Source organism: Flavobacterium sp. ALJ2 (assembly GCF_015594725.1).
In the GTDB taxonomy this organism is placed as follows: Bacteria; Bacteroidota; Bacteroidia; order Flavobacteriales; family Flavobacteriaceae; genus Flavobacterium.
This window is the reverse complement of sequence record NZ_JADNRC010000016.1, coordinates 16,122-30,847: the sequence shown is the minus strand read 5'-3', so window position 1 is coordinate 30,847 and position 14,726 is coordinate 16,122. Positions and strand designations below refer to the sequence as shown.

Genomic DNA, 14,726 nt, shown 5'->3' with positions numbered 1-14,726 from the left:
CTTAAATATCAATTATCATTTTTTTCACTATTTTTGACCCAAATAAAAACATAATGAAAAAAATCATAAGCATAGCATTATTTGCCCTTCTATTAAACGGTTGTGACGATGGAGATATATCTGTTGACTCTATCGAATTTCAAGATATACTACCTTCCATTTGTCCCGATAACAACTCTACAAGCAGTCTTATTTTTAAACTAAAAGAACAAGAATCATTATTGCTTTATCTTCCTAAAGAGGTTTTTGCAGGTGAACCTTCTGTAGGTACTCCTCTAGTGCCAAAAAAATATAGTATCGACCTTACTAAATATCGTGTTATTTATCGCGCTTATAATGGTAAAGTTACTCTAAACAATATGTGTGATGTTATTCCACCTGCAACCCCTAATGTAATAGAAGAATGGGTAGCCACCTCTGGAATAATAGAAATAATAACAAGAGCCAATAAGACTCCACCAGATGAAGCCAACGGTAGCACCAGAATAAAAGGATATACTTATAGTATTATTTTTAAAGACATCACATTTAACAAACCTAGTGGACCACAAACATACGAAAGCTTTCCATTCGGAGATTACGTAGCTACGATAACAGACATGCCATTAACTTTCGTTCCATCAAATGCAAAGCAATGTACAGTTTCAAAACAGATATATAACTTTAATGAAACTGCAGCACTTACTATTGATAATATCGACCCTTCTTTGATTGCAAATGCATCAACTCCTTTAAATCAACCAAGAACAGGCTTAATCAATGACACAACAAATAAAGTATTTTATCGCGTATTTGCCTCTCCTTTATCTCCAGATTATTTCTGTCAAACTAGTACCCCCTCTACTCCTGCAATAACTCAAATATGGGCAGGTATAAATGGAATTACTGAAAAAGAGAGTGGAATAATAGAAGTCTCAACAACAACAAATGGGAATAACTTTGTGCACACTATAACTCTTAAAAATGTCTCATTACAAAAAGGAAATAATGATTTCAATTTAGGTAATGCTTTTGTCTTGGGAACAATAATAACAACTTCAAATTAGAATAAAATTCAACACTCAAAAAGAATATTTCACTTTTCTTTTTGAGTGTTTTTATTTAATATTTAAAAAAATATTTTCCTACAAAAACGTCTGTTCTAAAAATGAGTTTCTTAATGAAATTCTTTTTAAAACAGACGTTTTTTTTATGCTTATGCCTAACTCATTTCACACTTTAAAACATGCTTTATTTAGTGTTTTGCTTAAAATAAACTTCGGTTGCACCTAAACCATATTTCTGATAATTGGCATCTTGAAAATCAACTCCATCATAACGGCCTAACAAAAAATCAAGTTCTGCCTTTAAAATCCCCTCACCAACACCGTGAATAAAAACAATTTTAGGAATGCGATTTCTGATAGCGAATTCAATATGCCGTTTTGCCGTTTCTGCCTGTAAAGTCAAAATATCATAATTAGACATTCCGCGTTTATTTGGTACTAACTTCTCGATATGCAAATCAAATTCAGGAGCTGGAATTTCACGTTTATCCTTACGTTCTTTAACAAAACTCCTAGCTTTTGGCTCTTCTTTTTCTTTTGAAACCTCATTTAAATTAATTCTTTTAATAGAGTTCATTAAATCATTGGTATCTTGCATTTTAATCAACTCATTGACAAAAAACGTCATCACGAATCCATCTTCTGTTTCTATAGTAATCTCGTTGTTTTTAACAGATAACACTACTCCGTTTATAGCTTCATCCAGCACCGAAACCTTATCACCTTTATTCAGCATCTTGTTCTTCTTTATCTTGGTTTTTACTTGGCGTTTTTGCACTTAACTGCATCATCCCTATCATGAAAACTACAATCGCTACAATTGTAATGTATACATTTTTATCAGTACATGACTGTTCATATAACGCAATCAAAATTGCAATTATCATTATTGGGATTCTTAACTTTTTCATTTTTATAAATTATCAGATTCCAAAAGTAATCAACTTTAAAATAGCATTTAATTATTCTTGAAATAGATTGAACTATTTTTCGTAAAATTGTAAAAAAACAAATCTCTTGAATCTAGAAAAATATATGCTACCCTGTTTGAGCAAAACTCTCTTTGGAATAGAGTGTTTGGGATGTGGATTTCAACGTGCTTTATTCTTACTTTTTAAAGGTGAATTTAAAGCTGCCTTTGAAATGTACCCAGCACTATATACCAGCCTTTTATTTTTAGGAATTTTTGCGTTATATTTTTTTGATAAAAGCCGAAATTACAAAAAACCACTTTGGCTTTTTGGCATCCTTAATAGCCTAATTATGATATTGGCTTATGCATACAAACACTATTACTAATGTTTCATAAATATCCGAAAATCTATTTCTTAATCTGATTCAAAATATCATTTATCATTTCGATTTGAACTTTCTGAATTTCTATTAATTCTTGTTGTTGATGCATAATTAAATGATCTAATTTTTCGTGCATCATTCTTATTTCTAATTCTGATTTTAGATTAATCATATAATCTTTTTTTGCTCTATCACGATCTTTTTCTTCCTGACGATTTTGACTCATCATAATTACGGGAGCCTGCAAAGCAGCAACACATGACAAAATCAAATTAAGTAAAATAAACGGATAGGGATCAAAGCCTTTATTTACCAAAATGTAAATATTAACGCAAATCCAAAGTATTATGAAAGTAATAAATAATAAAATAAAAGTCCAGCTCCCACCGAAATCTGCTACTTTATCTGCTACTTTTTGACCAAAACTCCTTACCTCTACTTCATCTTCAACAGCACTTACTAATAACTTTTCGTCCGTCAGCGATCCCATCACATTTTTTTCAAGACTAGAAAGCACTCCTAGCTCTGAAGATAAATAATTCGAAATGTATTTTTCACGAAACAAATTCAATTCCTTTATAGAAATATAATCTTCTCTCGTGAATTTTGGATGCGCAGCAACAATTAATGCCAAAATAGGACTTTGAATAGATTTTCCTGAAACTTTTTCACTTTCAGGATAAGAAATATGAGAAAGAGCACTTTTAAACATTCCGTTTGTTTTCATTTTAATAATTTTATATAAGCTAATTTACTCTTTTAAATCATTTTATAACAGATACTTTTAAGGTGATTAAATATTTTTAATTATTGTAAATAGAATGTTAATGATTAAATTTCTTTAACTAATTACTACTTCTATTTATAAAAAACACATTACTTTTAGCATTTCAAACTAACAATTTAATTAAATAATTGTGACAAAAAATATGATTATCCAGAACATAAATGCTTTAAAGAGTCACTCTTCTATAAACTATGGAATCAAAACCAAAACAGAAGATTTCACAGAAAAGCTATTTTATACTTTATTCGATTCTAATGCTCCTTTAGACAAAAGCATCAATGAACTCGAAATTTTTTTTAAAGAAATAGCTATAATAGCCTGTAAAAAGCCAGAAAAAACATGTGAATCAATTTGGGAGCAATTTCTGGAAAAACTACCTATTGTTTTAGAAAAACTAATTCAGGATGCAACATACATTTTAGAAAATGATCCTGCCTCAAATAGCCTAGAAGAAGTATACCTCGCTTACCCTGGCTTTTATGCCATCGCTATATATCGATTAAGCCATGAATTATACAAATTAGACCTATTACTCCTTTCAAGATTAATGAGCGAATATGCACATCGAATTACAGGAACGGATATTCATGCAGGTGCAACAATAGCCTCACCATTTTTTATCGATCATGCAACAGGAATTGTAATTGGAGAAACAACTGTAATAAAAAAACACGTAAAAATATACCAAGGAGTAACTTTAGGTGCGTTAAGCATTACCAAAGAAATGAAAAATGCAAAAAGACATCCTACCGTTGAAGAAAATGTCTGCATCTATGCCAACGCTACAATTTTGGGAGGCGAAACGATTATTGGCAAAGACAGTATTATTGGAGGAAATGCATGGATTACTAAGTCAATTCCAGAAAAGTCAATTGTAACCAATACTACCACAACAGAAGTTAAAGTAAAAGAAAAAAAATAACATGAAGACTCATACATTAGTAAACCTGATAGGAAACACTCCCTTAATGGAGACAGTGAATTTAGTAAAAAACAAAAATGTAAAACTTTTATTAAAACTTGAAGGAAACAACCCTGGTGGCAGCGTAAAAGATAGAGCTGCATATAATATGATTTTTTCGGCTCTGGAGAGAGGCGATATCAAAAAAGGCGATAAACTTATTGAACCCACAAGCGGTAATACAGGAATAGCTTTGGCAATGATTGCACAATTGATGGGGATCAATATCGAATTAATTCTTCCTGAAGACTCCACCAAAGAACGAGTACAAACTATGCGTGCTTATGGCGCCACAGTTATTTTAACGCCTGCTAGCGAGGGAATAATTGGCTCGAGAGATTATGCTGATAGAAAAGTTGCCGAAGGCGGTTATATCATGCTGAATCAATTTGCTAACGAAGACAACTGGAAAGCTCATTACAAAACTACAGGACCAGAAATATGGAATGATACTGATGGAAAAATAACTCATTTTGTTTCAGCAATGGGAACCACAGGAACCATTATTGGTACATCTACTTACCTTAAAGAAAAAAATACCGATATTCAAATAATAGGGGCGCAACCTAGCGATGGTTCACAAATACCTGGAATAAGAAAATGGCCAAAAGAATATTTGCCAAAAATATTTGATGCAAAAAAAGTAGACACAGTTGTAGATGTAAGCGAACAAGAAGCTCGTGAAATGACTAAACGATTAGCTCTGGAAGAAGGCATTTTTGCAGGAATGAGTAGCGGAGGCTCTGTAGCTGTGGCTTTAAAAATTGCTAATCAAATAGAATCGGGAGTAATTGTAGCTATAATTTGCGATCGTGGGGATCGTTATTTATCTTCTGATCTATTTGATTAAGAGAAAAAGGCTCAAAGTTGCAAAGATTCTGAAGTACTAAGGTTTTAAAAGCTTGCTGTAAAAAAAACATTTACAACTTTGTTTCTCTAAAGCTTTGCAGCTTAAACAAAGAAGCTATTTTTTTTAGTTTTTCACATTTAAAATCTTAGAAACTTAATTTATCAAAATCTTTAAAAGAAAAAACAATAGTAAAAGTTGCTCCTTTGTTTCTACCAAGACTCGTTGCGCTTAATTTACCTCCATTTTTATCAATAATCTTTTTGCATAAATACAGTCCAATTCCTGTAGAGGTTTCGTTGGCAGTTCCTAATTTACCCATTTTAGTAAACTTTTTAAACATCTCATCAATTTGAGTTTGATCAAATCCAATTCCTTTATCCGAAACGATAAAAACTATTTTTTCATTGTCTTTAAAAATTTTGAGTAAAATTTCACTTCCTGCGTAAGAAAATTTAATTGCATTACTAATCAAATTCACAAGAACCTGAATTAGCAATTCTGGATCAATTTTAAGCACAGCTTCACCAACAGTAATATCCGAAACTAACTTAATGTTCTTTTGAACTAAAAGCTGAGACACTTGCTCATTTATAGCAGGAAGAATTGGTGCTATCTGAATTGTTTTTGCTATTGAGTTCGATTTAGCAATTTCATCTTGTTGTTTAAGTAATTTAATGAAATTTTCAATATATCGAAACTGTAAATCTGTTGATTCGCAGATTAATTCCGCCATGTTCTTAACTGAATCCGATGGATTTTCTTCTATAATTAATTTTGCTAATGATTGAGGATTTCCAGCAAAATTTCTCAAATCATGAGAAATCATATAAATTAAATCTTGTTTCTCATTGATAAAACTTTCTGCTTCATCAATAGATTCCTGAATATTACGCATCAATAATCCTGCTTCATCCTCATACTGAGATGGTAAAACAGACAGTTTTCGATTAGTTCTGTATTCATTCAATGCTTTTGATGCTATAACAATTGGCCTTATTAATTGATTAATAATCACCAATGTAACAACTGTAGCAAATAAAGTCATTACTAATGAAAAAAACAAAATAGAATTGACTGAAATGGAATGATTACTATAAAGCACAAAAAACAAAATCCCGATTAAGGGAATATGAATACCTATAAAAGCAATAAAAAGAAATTTAAACGCATAGCTTTTCTTCAAAAAACTAATCTTTGACAACATGTGATACAACTTCATAAAAATAGTATAAGTTCCTGATTAAGCCGTAGAATTTGGGTATCTAGATAAAAACAAAGTTAACTTTTAAACACAAAAAAAATGTTAAATAAAAGAATTTGATAAAATATTTCCATTTTTAAATTTATAAAAGTTTACAAACCCTTATTTTTGCGCTATGGGAAGAAAAAATACAGACAAAGTTGTCTTTCATCAAATACAAGTCCTTGATGCTGGAGCAAAAGGCGTATCGGTAGCAAAAGCTCCCGACGGAAAAGTAATCTTTATCCCGAACGTAGTTCCGGGAGATGTGGTAGATGTGCAAACTTTCAAAAAACGCAAAGCGTATTATGAAGGAAAAGCAGTAAAATTTCATGAACTATCAGAACATCGCATAGAACCAATTTGTGAACATTTTGGTGTTTGTGGAGGTTGCAAATGGCAAAACATGAAATACAGCCAACAGTTGTATTACAAACAAAATGAAGTTAAGAATCACTTACAACGCATAGGTAAAATTGAACTTCCTGAATTTGAAAACATTTTAGGTTCTGAAAAACAGTTTTTCTACAGAAACAAAATGGAATTTTCATTTTCGAATAGCCGTTGGTTAACCGAAAAAGAAATAGACAGTACCGAAGATTTGGGAAATCGCAATGCATTAGGTTTTCATATTCCTAAAATGTGGGACAAAATTCTGGACATTAATAAATGTCATTTACAAGAAGATCCATCAAATGCAATTAGAAACGAAATCAGAGCTTTTGCTAATGAACATAACTTAGCCTTCTTTAATCCAAGAGAACATTCTGGTTTATTAAGAACATTTATGATCCGTACTGCTTCGACTGGAGAAATCATGGTATTGATTCAGTTTTTTGAAGAAGACAAAGCCAACAGAGAATTACTTTTGGATCATCTTTATGATAAATTTCCAGAAATAACATCATTACAATATGTTGTAAACGGAAAAGCTAACGATACAATTTACGATCAGGATGTAAAACTATATAAAGGTAGAAATTATATTTTGGAAGAAATGGAAGGTTTAAAATTCAGCATAAACGCAAAATCATTTTACCAAACCAATTCAGATCAAGCATATGAGTTATACAAAATAACAAGAGATTTCGCAGGTCTTTCTGGTAACGAAACGGTTTATGACCTTTATACAGGGACTGGAACTATAGCACAATTTGTTTCTAAAAAAGCAAAGAAAGTAATTGGCGTAGAAAGTGTTCCTGAAGCAATTATAGATGCTAAAGCAAATGCTGAGCGTAATAACATTACCAATTGTGAGTTTTTTGTTGGAGACATGAAAGTGGTATTTAACGAAAGTTTTATTGCTACACATGGTAAACCAGATGTTATTATCACCGACCCACCTCGCGACGGAATGCACAAAGATGTAATTGAACAAATTATGAAAATAGCACCTCAAAAGGTTGTTTATGTAAGTTGTAACTCAGCTACACAAGCTCGTGATCTAGCATTAATGGACGAGAAATACAAAGTAACACGTGTACGCCCGGTAGATATGTTTCCACAGACACATCACGTAGAAAATGTTGTGCTTTTGGAACTGCGATAAGTTTTATTGAATAAAAATGTGTGAAGTATAAATCACAAACAGTAAATGAAAAAAATACTTTTTATAATAATCGTAATGGCATTCACTTTTTCAGGATGTGAGAAAGATGATATTTGTGACCCCAATACACCAACAACACCTCGATTGGTAATTTCCTTTTTTGATCGTACTAATTCAACCCCTAAGAATGTAACAAACTTAAAGGTAATTGGAGAAAAAATGACAGAAGGTATTATCTTTAATGAGAATGCTCTTGTTGAGTCGGATAAATATATTACTAATGGAAACAAAATTTCTATTCCGCTTAAAACAAATGCCGAAAGTACTACCTATCGTTTTATATTAAATTACAATGACCCAAACCCAGCTTTAGTAAATGAGGATGTCATAAAATTTAACTATACGCATATAAATACTTTTGTATCAAGAGCATGTGGTTACAAAACCACATTTGTTTTAGACCAAAACTCTCCATTTGTCCTAACTGATTCAAATAATCTTGAAGGATTTTGGATGCAAGCTGTTTATGTACAAGAACCTAACATTGAATTTGAAAATGAAACACACATCAAAGTATATTTTTAGCTTTTGCCTTATGTTCTCTTTATTTACGGTTCAAGCCCAAGAAATAACAGCAAACAAAACTACAATAACAAATAAAACAGAAACGGAATCTGTAAAACCAACTCCTAAAAAAGTGGTAACACAGGAAGTTAAGCAAGATAGTATACCCGCAAAAACAGATCGTTATGGAGTACGTTTTGGCGTTGATTTATATAAATTAACCCGAGGTTTTTATGATTCCGATTATAAAGGAGTAGAATTCACAGGTGATTATCGATTAACAAAAAAATATTATCTGGCTGGCGAAATAGGTACTGAAAATAAAACTACCGACGATGACAGACTAAACACAACCACTAAAGGTACTTATCTAAAAATAGGATTCGATTACAATTTGTATGAAAACTGGCTAGATATGGAAAATATTATATCAGTGGGTCTCCGTTATGGTTTTAGTACATTTAGTCAAGAACTAAATAATTATAAAATATACAATTCAGATCCGTACTGGGGAGAACTTCCGCCTGAAGTTTCTGGCGAAAAATTTAGTGGTCTATCAGCTAGTTGGTTAGAAGTAAATGCTGGGGTAAAAGCTAAAGTTTTTAATAACGTATTTGTAGGATTCAGTGTGCAGTTAAAAACATTGGTTACAAATAAAAAACCTGACAACTTCGACAATCTTTATATTCCAGGATTCAACAGAACCTATGACGGTAATTTTGGAATTGGTTTCAACTATACCGTTTCTTATTTCATTCCAATTTACAAGAAAAAAGTAGTAATCCCAGGAGCTGAAACAAAAAAATAATATAATCTTACAATTTGGTTATCATAAGTAAATAACCAAATTGTAAAATATAATTTAGCACTACCCTATTTCTTTAATTCCTTTCATGAAAATCCATTTCATAAAAAGTTTCTCACCATCTTTAGTCTTAGCTGCCTGAAATTTTGGAGATAAAAGAGTTCCAGCAACAAATGCTGTCATAGGAATCCAAAAGCCAGTTAATTCTGTATATTTTCCCACCAAAAATCGCGCTAAAATAAATAATATAGCAAAACAGCCTAGCTGATATAAAAATGCTCTTACTTGTAATTTTGTCATCCTTTTTTAAGTTAATAAGGTTCTGAGGCTATAAGATTCTGAGCTAATCTCAGGAAATTAATATCTTAGCACTTAGCGCCTTAAAATTATTATTCTGTTACTTGAAACTTTGTTCTCTTACTTCCTTCGTACATTTCGTATTTTACTAATCTTGCTTCTAAACTTGCATTAAAAAGCTTGATCTTTCTAGACGGTTTAAGCCCAACATACTTTAAGGCTTCGAGATTTGCAGTAATGAACCAAGCATTAGTTCCTGGATAATTTTTCTTTAATGTGTCACCAATATTTTTATAGAACTCTTCCATATGAATATCCAAACGCTCATCATATGGTGGATTAAATACCATATGCAACGTTCCTTGGGTAGTTTTTTCAGTATCAAAAAAATTATTCTCTTCGATAGAGATATAATCTTCTAGGTTTGCATTCTTAATATTATCTTTTGCTTTGCTTACTGCACTTGGTGCTTTATCAAAACCTTTTATAGTATAATGAAACTCTTTGGTTTTTTTCATCAAACTACTTACAATTTGATCAAACAAATCATTATCCCAGTCATTCCATTTTTCAAAAGCAAACTCTTTTCTATTAATATTTGCTGGAATATTACATGCAATCATAGCAGCTTCAGCAAGAAAAGTTCCAGAACCACACATAGGATCCAAAAAATGCCCCTGACCTTCCCATCCAGATAACAACAAAATTCCTGCAGCCAATACTTCATTTATAGGAGCTATATTTGTAGCCGTTCTATATCCGCGTTGATGCAATGAATTACCTGAAGTGTCTAAAGCAACCGAAACTTGATCTTTATCAATATGCACATTTATTCTTAAGTCTGGATGCGCTTTATCAATACTAGGACGCTGTCCCGTACGCTCTCTAAACTGATCCACAATAGCATCTTTACACTTTTGAGAAACAAACTCTGAGTGATTAAAATATTCTGAATGTACTGTTGCATCAATCACAAAAGTCTGATTAGCACTTATAAGTTTAGACCAGTTTACACCCGAAATACCTTTATATAGAGTTTGCTCGTTATTAGCTCTAAAAAAGTAAATTGGTTTTAGCACTTTTAATGCCGTACGCAATGACAAGTTAGCCTTATACATAAACCCTTTATCCCCCTTAAAACTTACCATTCTCACTCCTTGCTCAACATCTTGTGCTCCTAGCAATTGCAATTCTTTTGCTAAAATTTCTTCAAAGCCAAAAAAGGTTTTGGCTACCATTTTAAAATTATCTTCCATTTTTATATTTAAATTAAAACAGACCTATTTAAACAAAAATCAATCTGTAATAAAAAATTTCAATTATACACAGCGACATTCTTCGTGTATCACTTGCGAAATAGTTATTTTTCAGCAAAAATACACTAAATTTGCGGGACTTGAATTAATTGAAAAAGAATAAATGTCTGAAGCACATCACCCATCTGTAACAAATCCAAATCAACCATCCGAAAACTGGTTCACATCTTGGTTCGATACACCTTACTATCATATATTATATAAGGATAGAAATTATAGAGAAGCGCAAATTTTCATGGATAATCTTACGCACTATCTTAATCTACCCGAAAAAGCCAAAGTACTTGATTTAGCTTGCGGAAAAGGACGCCATTCAATTTATTTAAACCAATTAGGTTTTAATGTTCTTGGTGCTGACCTATCCGAAAATAGTATTACAGAAGCAAGTAAAAACAGTAATGAAACACTGCATTTTAAAGTGCACGATATGCGTGAGCCCTTTGAAGAAAAATTTGATGCTATTTTTAATTTATTTACCAGCTTTGGTTACTTTGAGAATGATGATGATAATCTTACCACATTAAAAGCGATAAAAGCAAGCTTAAGCGAATATGGTTTTGCCGTAATCGACTTTATGAACGTAATACAAGTATTAGAGACACTAGTTCCTGAAGAAGTAAAAACAGTAGATGGTATTGATTTTCATATAAAGCGATACTTAGAAGATGGACACATTTTTAAAGAAATAGATTTTGAAGACCAAGGCAAGAAATTTCATTTTACCGAAAAAGTAAAAGCCTTAACTCTAAAAGATTTTGAAGAGCTAATGGAACAAGCAGGGATTTTCCTTTTAGATACATTTGGTGATTATAAATTAAAAAAGTTTCACAAAACCGATAGCGAACGATTAATCATGATTTTTAAGTAATTGACAAGCACTTTTTATTTAATTAAACTAAATGAATTATCTATTACCCTTACTTTCTGTATTATTAGGATACATTATCGCATTGGTTCTAAAACCAAAAGACAAAACCAATCTTAAACTGTTATTAGCATTTAGCGGATCATTTTTGCTATCGCTTACAGTAATGCATTTATTACCGGAAGTTTACGAATCGCACAACCATAATATTGGATTGTTTATAATGCTTGGAATTTTATTCCAAATCATACTTGAGTTTTTCTCCAAAGGAGCGGAACACGGGCATGTGCATGGTCATGCAAAAATATCTCAAATTCCGTGGTTACTTTTCATTAGTTTATGCATACACGCTTTCCTTGAAGGATTCCCTGTGAGCCACCACCACGATATTGCCATTGGTATTGCTATACATCACTTACCAATTGCAATTATCCTTACGACCTTTTTTATTAATGCACAGCTTAACAAAAAAGCCATCTTTGCATTTATGATTACATTTGCAATCATGACTCCGCTAGGAACAATAGCATCAGAATATTTACCGTTTTTAAATGATTATTATACTGAAATTACAGCAATTGTAATCGGAATATTATTCCATATATCATCGACTATAATTTTTGAAAGCAGCGAAGGACACAAGTTTAATATCGCTAAAATTTCAATGATTATTTTCGGAATTGCATTGGCTTATTTTATATAATTTGGGCGTGCCCCTCTGGGTCGGGCTTTTGGCTATATCTTTTTTTTTCGTTCCTTAAAAAAAAGGATACCGCCTCAATCCCTCACGCAACTTAAAAATTAAAAAAATCATTTATCACACAATAAATATTCTATTTTTCCTTTCTAAATATTTTAACTAATTAGCTCTATTTCACATGAATTGTTTATCACTTAGTAGGAAAAACTTTGTAACTTTGATGCTTTGTAACTTAGAAACTCAAAAAATAAAATGACTTTTACAAAAATTACAGAGCAGTCCTCAAAATACGAACATCTAGAAAAAATGTCTGTACATGACTTACTGACCAATATTAATCAGGAAGACAAAACAGTTCCTTTTGCAGTAGAAAAAGCAATTCCACAAATAGAAGCTTTAGTAGCACAAATTGTAACCAAACTGAAACTGGGCGGACGATTATTTTATATAGGAGCAGGAACATCAGGTCGTTTAGCGATTGTAGACGCCTCAGAATGCCCTCCTACGTTTGGTGTTCCATTCGATTTAGTAAATGGAATCATTGCAGGTGGAGACAAAGCTATTCGCCAAGCCGTAGAAAATGCCGAAGACGATGCTAAACAAGCATGGATCGACCTACAAGCACATAACATTACCAAAAATGATGTTGTAATAGGTATTGCAGCCTCAGGAACTACTCCTTACGTAATTGGAGGGTTAGAGCGTTGCAATGAAAATAATATTATTACGGGATGCATAACATGTAATGCCGAAAGTCCGCTTTCGCAAACTGCACAATTCCCAATAGAAGTAGTTGTAGGTCCTGAATTTGTTACAGGAAGCTCCAGAATGAAAGCTGGAACTGCACAAAAATTAGTGCTTAATATGATTTCGACAGCAACCATGATACAACTCGGAAAAGTAAAAGGAAACAAAATGGTCGATATGCAATTAAGCAATAGTAAATTAGTTGACCGCGGTGTTAAAATGATTATGGGTGAAATTCCAGTTTCATACGAGCAAGCAGCTGAACTATTGCATACTTATGGAAGTGTACGAAAAGCGATAGAGAATTATAACATCTAAAAAGTGACATGTATTTTGTAAAACATGAAACTGAAAATTAAAAAATATGGGAACAAACAAAGAGTTAATAGGAAAAGGAGTTAAATATTTATCGGGTTCTTTACCACTATTATTTATTGGTCCTTCGGTAATATACAATGCGTTTATGAACAAGCAAAACGTTTGGCATTACTTGGTTCTTGCTATTGGCATTATTGCCTGTTTGGCAGGAATGTATTTAATCTTTTATGGACTAAAAACAATTATGAGAGGTCTGTTTAACGACTAATTTGTATCTTTACTAAAATACTTAATTATGAATATTCAAGCCGAAATAAATTGGATTCATCAAGAAATTGATAAAGTAAAAGACCCAACTTTTGTTGAAAAACTAAAAAATCTTTTACAATCTATCAATAATCCAACTGTTGATTCTGATGTAGTCTATAACATAGACATAGAAAATGCTTTAGAAGATATAAAAAAAGGTGCCTTTTATTCTGAAAATGAAGCCAAGAAAATAGCAAAAAAATGGGGGCGAAAATAATTTGGTCCAACAACGCTTTAAAATAATTAGAAAACATTCATTTTTATATTTTTTTCGAAAGCAAATCAATCGATATTGCTGATAAAGTAATAAATACTATTTTCGAAAGTACTGAAATACTAAAAATGCAACCTAAAATTTTCAAACTCGACAAACAAAAAACCAATAACGATGGTAGCTTTAGAGTTTATAGCATCTATGATTATAGTATTTCAAACCAAATCAACAATCACACAATCCAAATTCTTCGGGTAAGACATAATGCTCGAAAATCCAAAAAACATTCATGGAAAGTCTAATTCATATTCAAAAAACATTCGATAAGGTTATCTATATTGATAAGAAAATAAACAATCGCGAATTTGAAGATTGCGTATTCAAAAATTGCGATTTCTCAAACAGTAATTTTGCCTACAATACTTTTTTAGATTGTGAGTTTATAGATTGTAATTTATCCATGACTAGTTTAAAAGGAACAAGCTTAAAAAACGTAACCTTTAAGAACTGCAAACTCCTCGGGATTGTATTTAATGAATGTGAGGACTTTTTATTTCAGGTCTATTTTGAAGAATCTGCTTTAGACTACGCTTCATTTTCGAATAAAAAAATGCCAAAAACAAAATTTATAAATTGTTCGATGAAAGAAACTACTTTCATTGGTACCAACTTAACTAGTTCGGTTTTTGACAACTGCAATCTGGAAGGAGCAATTTTTAACGAAACACAATTGGCTAGTGTTAATTTTAAAACTGCTTATAATTTTAAAATTGACCCAGAGTTTAATCCCATGAAAAAAGCACAATTCTCAACCGAAGGTGTTTTGGGACTTTTGGATAAATATGACATTAAAATTGTATAA

20 protein-coding genes are annotated in these 14,726 nt (G+C 31.7%); 14 read left to right on the top strand and 6 right to left on the bottom strand.

Annotated features, from left to right (window positions below):
• The first annotated feature begins 53 nt into the window (after positions 1-53).
• Positions 54-1,046: a hypothetical protein gene (locus tag IUY40_RS16415; RefSeq protein WP_195737945.1), complete on the top strand. Its 993-nt coding sequence runs from the start codon at positions 54-56 to the stop codon at positions 1,044-1,046.
• A 184-nt stretch (positions 1,047-1,230) separates the two neighbouring features.
• Here the strand turns inward: IUY40_RS16415 and IUY40_RS16410 are convergent, their stop codons facing one another.
• The gene (locus IUY40_RS16410; protein WP_195737944.1) at positions 1,231-1,782 is read right to left on the bottom strand and encodes a Smr/MutS family protein; all 552 of its coding nucleotides are present in this window, start codon (positions 1,780-1,782) and stop codon (positions 1,231-1,233) included.
• Positions 1,772-1,957, bottom strand: coding sequence for a hypothetical protein (locus tag IUY40_RS16405; protein WP_195737943.1), 186 nt, complete (start codon positions 1,955-1,957; stop codon positions 1,772-1,774). The genes IUY40_RS16410 and IUY40_RS16405 overlap by 11 nt, the downstream gene beginning before the upstream one ends.
• Positions 1,958-2,063: 106 nt before the next feature.
• Between IUY40_RS16405 and IUY40_RS16400 the strand changes: the two genes are divergently transcribed.
• A complete protein-coding gene (locus tag IUY40_RS16400; RefSeq protein WP_195737942.1) occupies positions 2,064-2,345 on the top strand; it encodes a DUF2752 domain-containing protein in 282 nt (93 codons plus the stop codon).
• A 22-nt stretch (positions 2,346-2,367) separates the two neighbouring features.
• On the opposite strand, the gene IUY40_RS16395 is transcribed toward IUY40_RS16400, so the two are convergent.
• Positions 2,368-3,069 (bottom strand): DUF1003 domain-containing protein, encoded by a 702-nt coding sequence (locus IUY40_RS16395; protein WP_195737941.1) that lies wholly within the window; start codon positions 3,067-3,069, stop codon positions 2,368-2,370.
• Between the two features lie 190 nt (positions 3,070-3,259).
• Between IUY40_RS16395 and epsC the strand changes: the two genes are divergently transcribed.
• Together epsC and cysM are read left to right on the top strand one after the other, a co-directional pair.
• Positions 3,260-4,051, top strand: a complete 792-nt coding sequence (gene epsC, locus IUY40_RS16390; protein ID WP_195737940.1) for a serine O-acetyltransferase EpsC — start codon at positions 3,260-3,262, stop codon at positions 4,049-4,051.
• A gap of 1 nt (position 4,052) precedes the next feature.
• Positions 4,053-4,940: a cysteine synthase CysM gene (gene cysM, locus IUY40_RS16385; RefSeq protein ID WP_195737939.1), complete on the top strand. Its 888-nt coding sequence runs from the start codon at positions 4,053-4,055 to the stop codon at positions 4,938-4,940.
• A 145-nt stretch (positions 4,941-5,085) separates the two neighbouring features.
• On the opposite strand, the gene IUY40_RS16380 is transcribed toward cysM, so the two are convergent.
• Positions 5,086-6,123 (bottom strand): HAMP domain-containing sensor histidine kinase, encoded by a 1,038-nt coding sequence (locus IUY40_RS16380; protein ID WP_229335603.1) that lies wholly within the window; start codon positions 6,121-6,123, stop codon positions 5,086-5,088.
• A gap of 193 nt (positions 6,124-6,316) precedes the next feature.
• Between IUY40_RS16380 and rlmD the strand changes: the two genes are divergently transcribed.
• From rlmD to IUY40_RS16365, 3 genes are read left to right on the top strand one after another with little or no spacing between them, the layout of a single operon-like run.
• The gene (gene rlmD / locus IUY40_RS16375; protein WP_195737937.1) at positions 6,317-7,729 is read left to right on the top strand and encodes a 23S rRNA (uracil(1939)-C(5))-methyltransferase RlmD; all 1,413 of its coding nucleotides are present in this window, start codon (positions 6,317-6,319) and stop codon (positions 7,727-7,729) included.
• A 45-nt stretch (positions 7,730-7,774) separates the two neighbouring features.
• Positions 7,775-8,314 (top strand): DUF6452 family protein, encoded by a 540-nt coding sequence (locus IUY40_RS16370; RefSeq protein WP_195737936.1) that lies wholly within the window; start codon positions 7,775-7,777, stop codon positions 8,312-8,314.
• Positions 8,286-9,101 (top strand): DUF6048 family protein, encoded by an 816-nt coding sequence (locus IUY40_RS16365; RefSeq protein WP_195737935.1) that lies wholly within the window; start codon positions 8,286-8,288, stop codon positions 9,099-9,101. The genes IUY40_RS16370 and IUY40_RS16365 overlap by 29 nt, the downstream gene beginning before the upstream one ends.
• 60 nt (positions 9,102-9,161) lie before the next feature.
• Here the strand turns inward: IUY40_RS16365 and IUY40_RS16360 are convergent, their stop codons facing one another.
• Positions 9,162-9,398, bottom strand: coding sequence for a hypothetical protein (locus IUY40_RS16360; protein ID WP_195737934.1), 237 nt, complete (start codon positions 9,396-9,398; stop codon positions 9,162-9,164).
• Positions 9,399-9,487: 89 nt separating this feature from the next.
• On the bottom strand, positions 9,488-10,651 hold the full coding sequence (locus IUY40_RS16355; protein WP_195737933.1) for a THUMP domain-containing protein: 1,164 nt from the start codon (positions 10,649-10,651) through the stop codon (positions 9,488-9,490).
• 163 nt (positions 10,652-10,814) lie between these two features.
• Here IUY40_RS16355 and IUY40_RS16350 point away from each other — a divergent pair, with 163 nt between their 5' ends.
• From IUY40_RS16350 to IUY40_RS16320, 7 genes are all read left to right on the top strand, one after another.
• Positions 10,815-11,579 carry a class I SAM-dependent methyltransferase gene (locus tag IUY40_RS16350; RefSeq protein ID WP_195737932.1) on the top strand — a complete coding sequence of 255 codons (765 nt, stop codon included), beginning with the start codon at positions 10,815-10,817 and terminating at the stop codon, positions 11,577-11,579.
• Positions 11,580-11,610: 31 nt separating this feature from the next.
• Positions 11,611-12,279, top strand: coding sequence for a ZIP family metal transporter (locus IUY40_RS16345; protein WP_195737931.1), 669 nt, complete (start codon positions 11,611-11,613; stop codon positions 12,277-12,279).
• A gap of 249 nt (positions 12,280-12,528) precedes the next feature.
• A complete protein-coding gene (gene murQ, locus IUY40_RS16340) occupies positions 12,529-13,341 on the top strand; it encodes an N-acetylmuramic acid 6-phosphate etherase (protein ID WP_195737930.1) in 813 nt (270 codons plus the stop codon).
• A gap of 46 nt (positions 13,342-13,387) precedes the next feature.
• Positions 13,388-13,609 carry a DUF6095 family protein gene (locus tag IUY40_RS16335; protein ID WP_195737929.1) on the top strand — a complete coding sequence of 74 codons (222 nt, stop codon included), beginning with the start codon at positions 13,388-13,390 and terminating at the stop codon, positions 13,607-13,609.
• Positions 13,610-13,636: 27 nt separating this feature from the next.
• Complete coding sequence (locus tag IUY40_RS16330) at positions 13,637-13,867, top strand: hypothetical protein (protein WP_195737928.1); 231 nt, start codon at positions 13,637-13,639, stop codon at positions 13,865-13,867.
• A gap of 35 nt (positions 13,868-13,902) precedes the next feature.
• On the top strand, positions 13,903-14,166 hold the full coding sequence (locus IUY40_RS19540; protein ID WP_317190938.1) for a type II toxin-antitoxin system RelE/ParE family toxin: 264 nt from the start codon (positions 13,903-13,905) through the stop codon (positions 14,164-14,166).
• Positions 14,154-14,726, top strand: a complete 573-nt coding sequence (locus tag IUY40_RS16320; RefSeq protein WP_195737927.1) for a pentapeptide repeat-containing protein — start codon at positions 14,154-14,156, stop codon at positions 14,724-14,726. Before IUY40_RS19540 ends, IUY40_RS16320 begins: the two co-directional genes overlap by 13 nt.

Bases quoted from the DNA above. Each gene is read 5' to 3' on its own strand.
- IUY40_RS16355 (WP_195737933.1), bottom strand. From the start codon at position 10,651: ATGGAAGATAATTTTAAAATGGTAGCCAAAACCTTTTTTGGCTTTGAA.
- IUY40_RS16365 (WP_195737935.1), top strand. From the start codon at position 8,286: ATGAAACACACATCAAAGTATATTTTTAGCTTTTGCCTTATGTTCTCT.
- IUY40_RS16415 (WP_195737945.1), top strand. From the start codon at position 54: ATGAAAAAAATCATAAGCATAGCATTATTTGCCCTTCTATTAAACGGT.
- IUY40_RS16350 (WP_195737932.1), top strand. From the start codon at position 10,815: ATGTCTGAAGCACATCACCCATCTGTAACAAATCCAAATCAACCATCC.
- IUY40_RS16335 (WP_195737929.1), top strand. From the start codon at position 13,388: ATGGGAACAAACAAAGAGTTAATAGGAAAAGGAGTTAAATATTTATCG.
- IUY40_RS16410 (WP_195737944.1), bottom strand. From the start codon at position 1,782: ATGCTGAATAAAGGTGATAAGGTTTCGGTGCTGGATGAAGCTATAAAC.
- IUY40_RS16330 (WP_195737928.1), top strand. From the start codon at position 13,637: ATGAATATTCAAGCCGAAATAAATTGGATTCATCAAGAAATTGATAAA.
- IUY40_RS16320 (WP_195737927.1), top strand. From the start codon at position 14,154: ATGGAAAGTCTAATTCATATTCAAAAAACATTCGATAAGGTTATCTAT.
- cysM (WP_195737939.1), top strand. From the start codon at position 4,053: ATGAAGACTCATACATTAGTAAACCTGATAGGAAACACTCCCTTAATG.
- IUY40_RS16405 (WP_195737943.1), bottom strand. From the start codon at position 1,957: ATGAAAAAGTTAAGAATCCCAATAATGATAATTGCAATTTTGATTGCG.
- IUY40_RS16395 (WP_195737941.1), bottom strand. From the start codon at position 3,069: ATGAAAACAAACGGAATGTTTAAAAGTGCTCTTTCTCATATTTCTTAT.
- rlmD (WP_195737937.1), top strand. From the start codon at position 6,317: ATGGGAAGAAAAAATACAGACAAAGTTGTCTTTCATCAAATACAAGTC.
- IUY40_RS16360 (WP_195737934.1), bottom strand. From the start codon at position 9,398: ATGACAAAATTACAAGTAAGAGCATTTTTATATCAGCTAGGCTGTTTT.
- IUY40_RS16345 (WP_195737931.1), top strand. From the start codon at position 11,611: ATGAATTATCTATTACCCTTACTTTCTGTATTATTAGGATACATTATC.
- IUY40_RS16370 (WP_195737936.1), top strand. From the start codon at position 7,775: ATGAAAAAAATACTTTTTATAATAATCGTAATGGCATTCACTTTTTCA.
- murQ (WP_195737930.1), top strand. From the start codon at position 12,529: ATGACTTTTACAAAAATTACAGAGCAGTCCTCAAAATACGAACATCTA.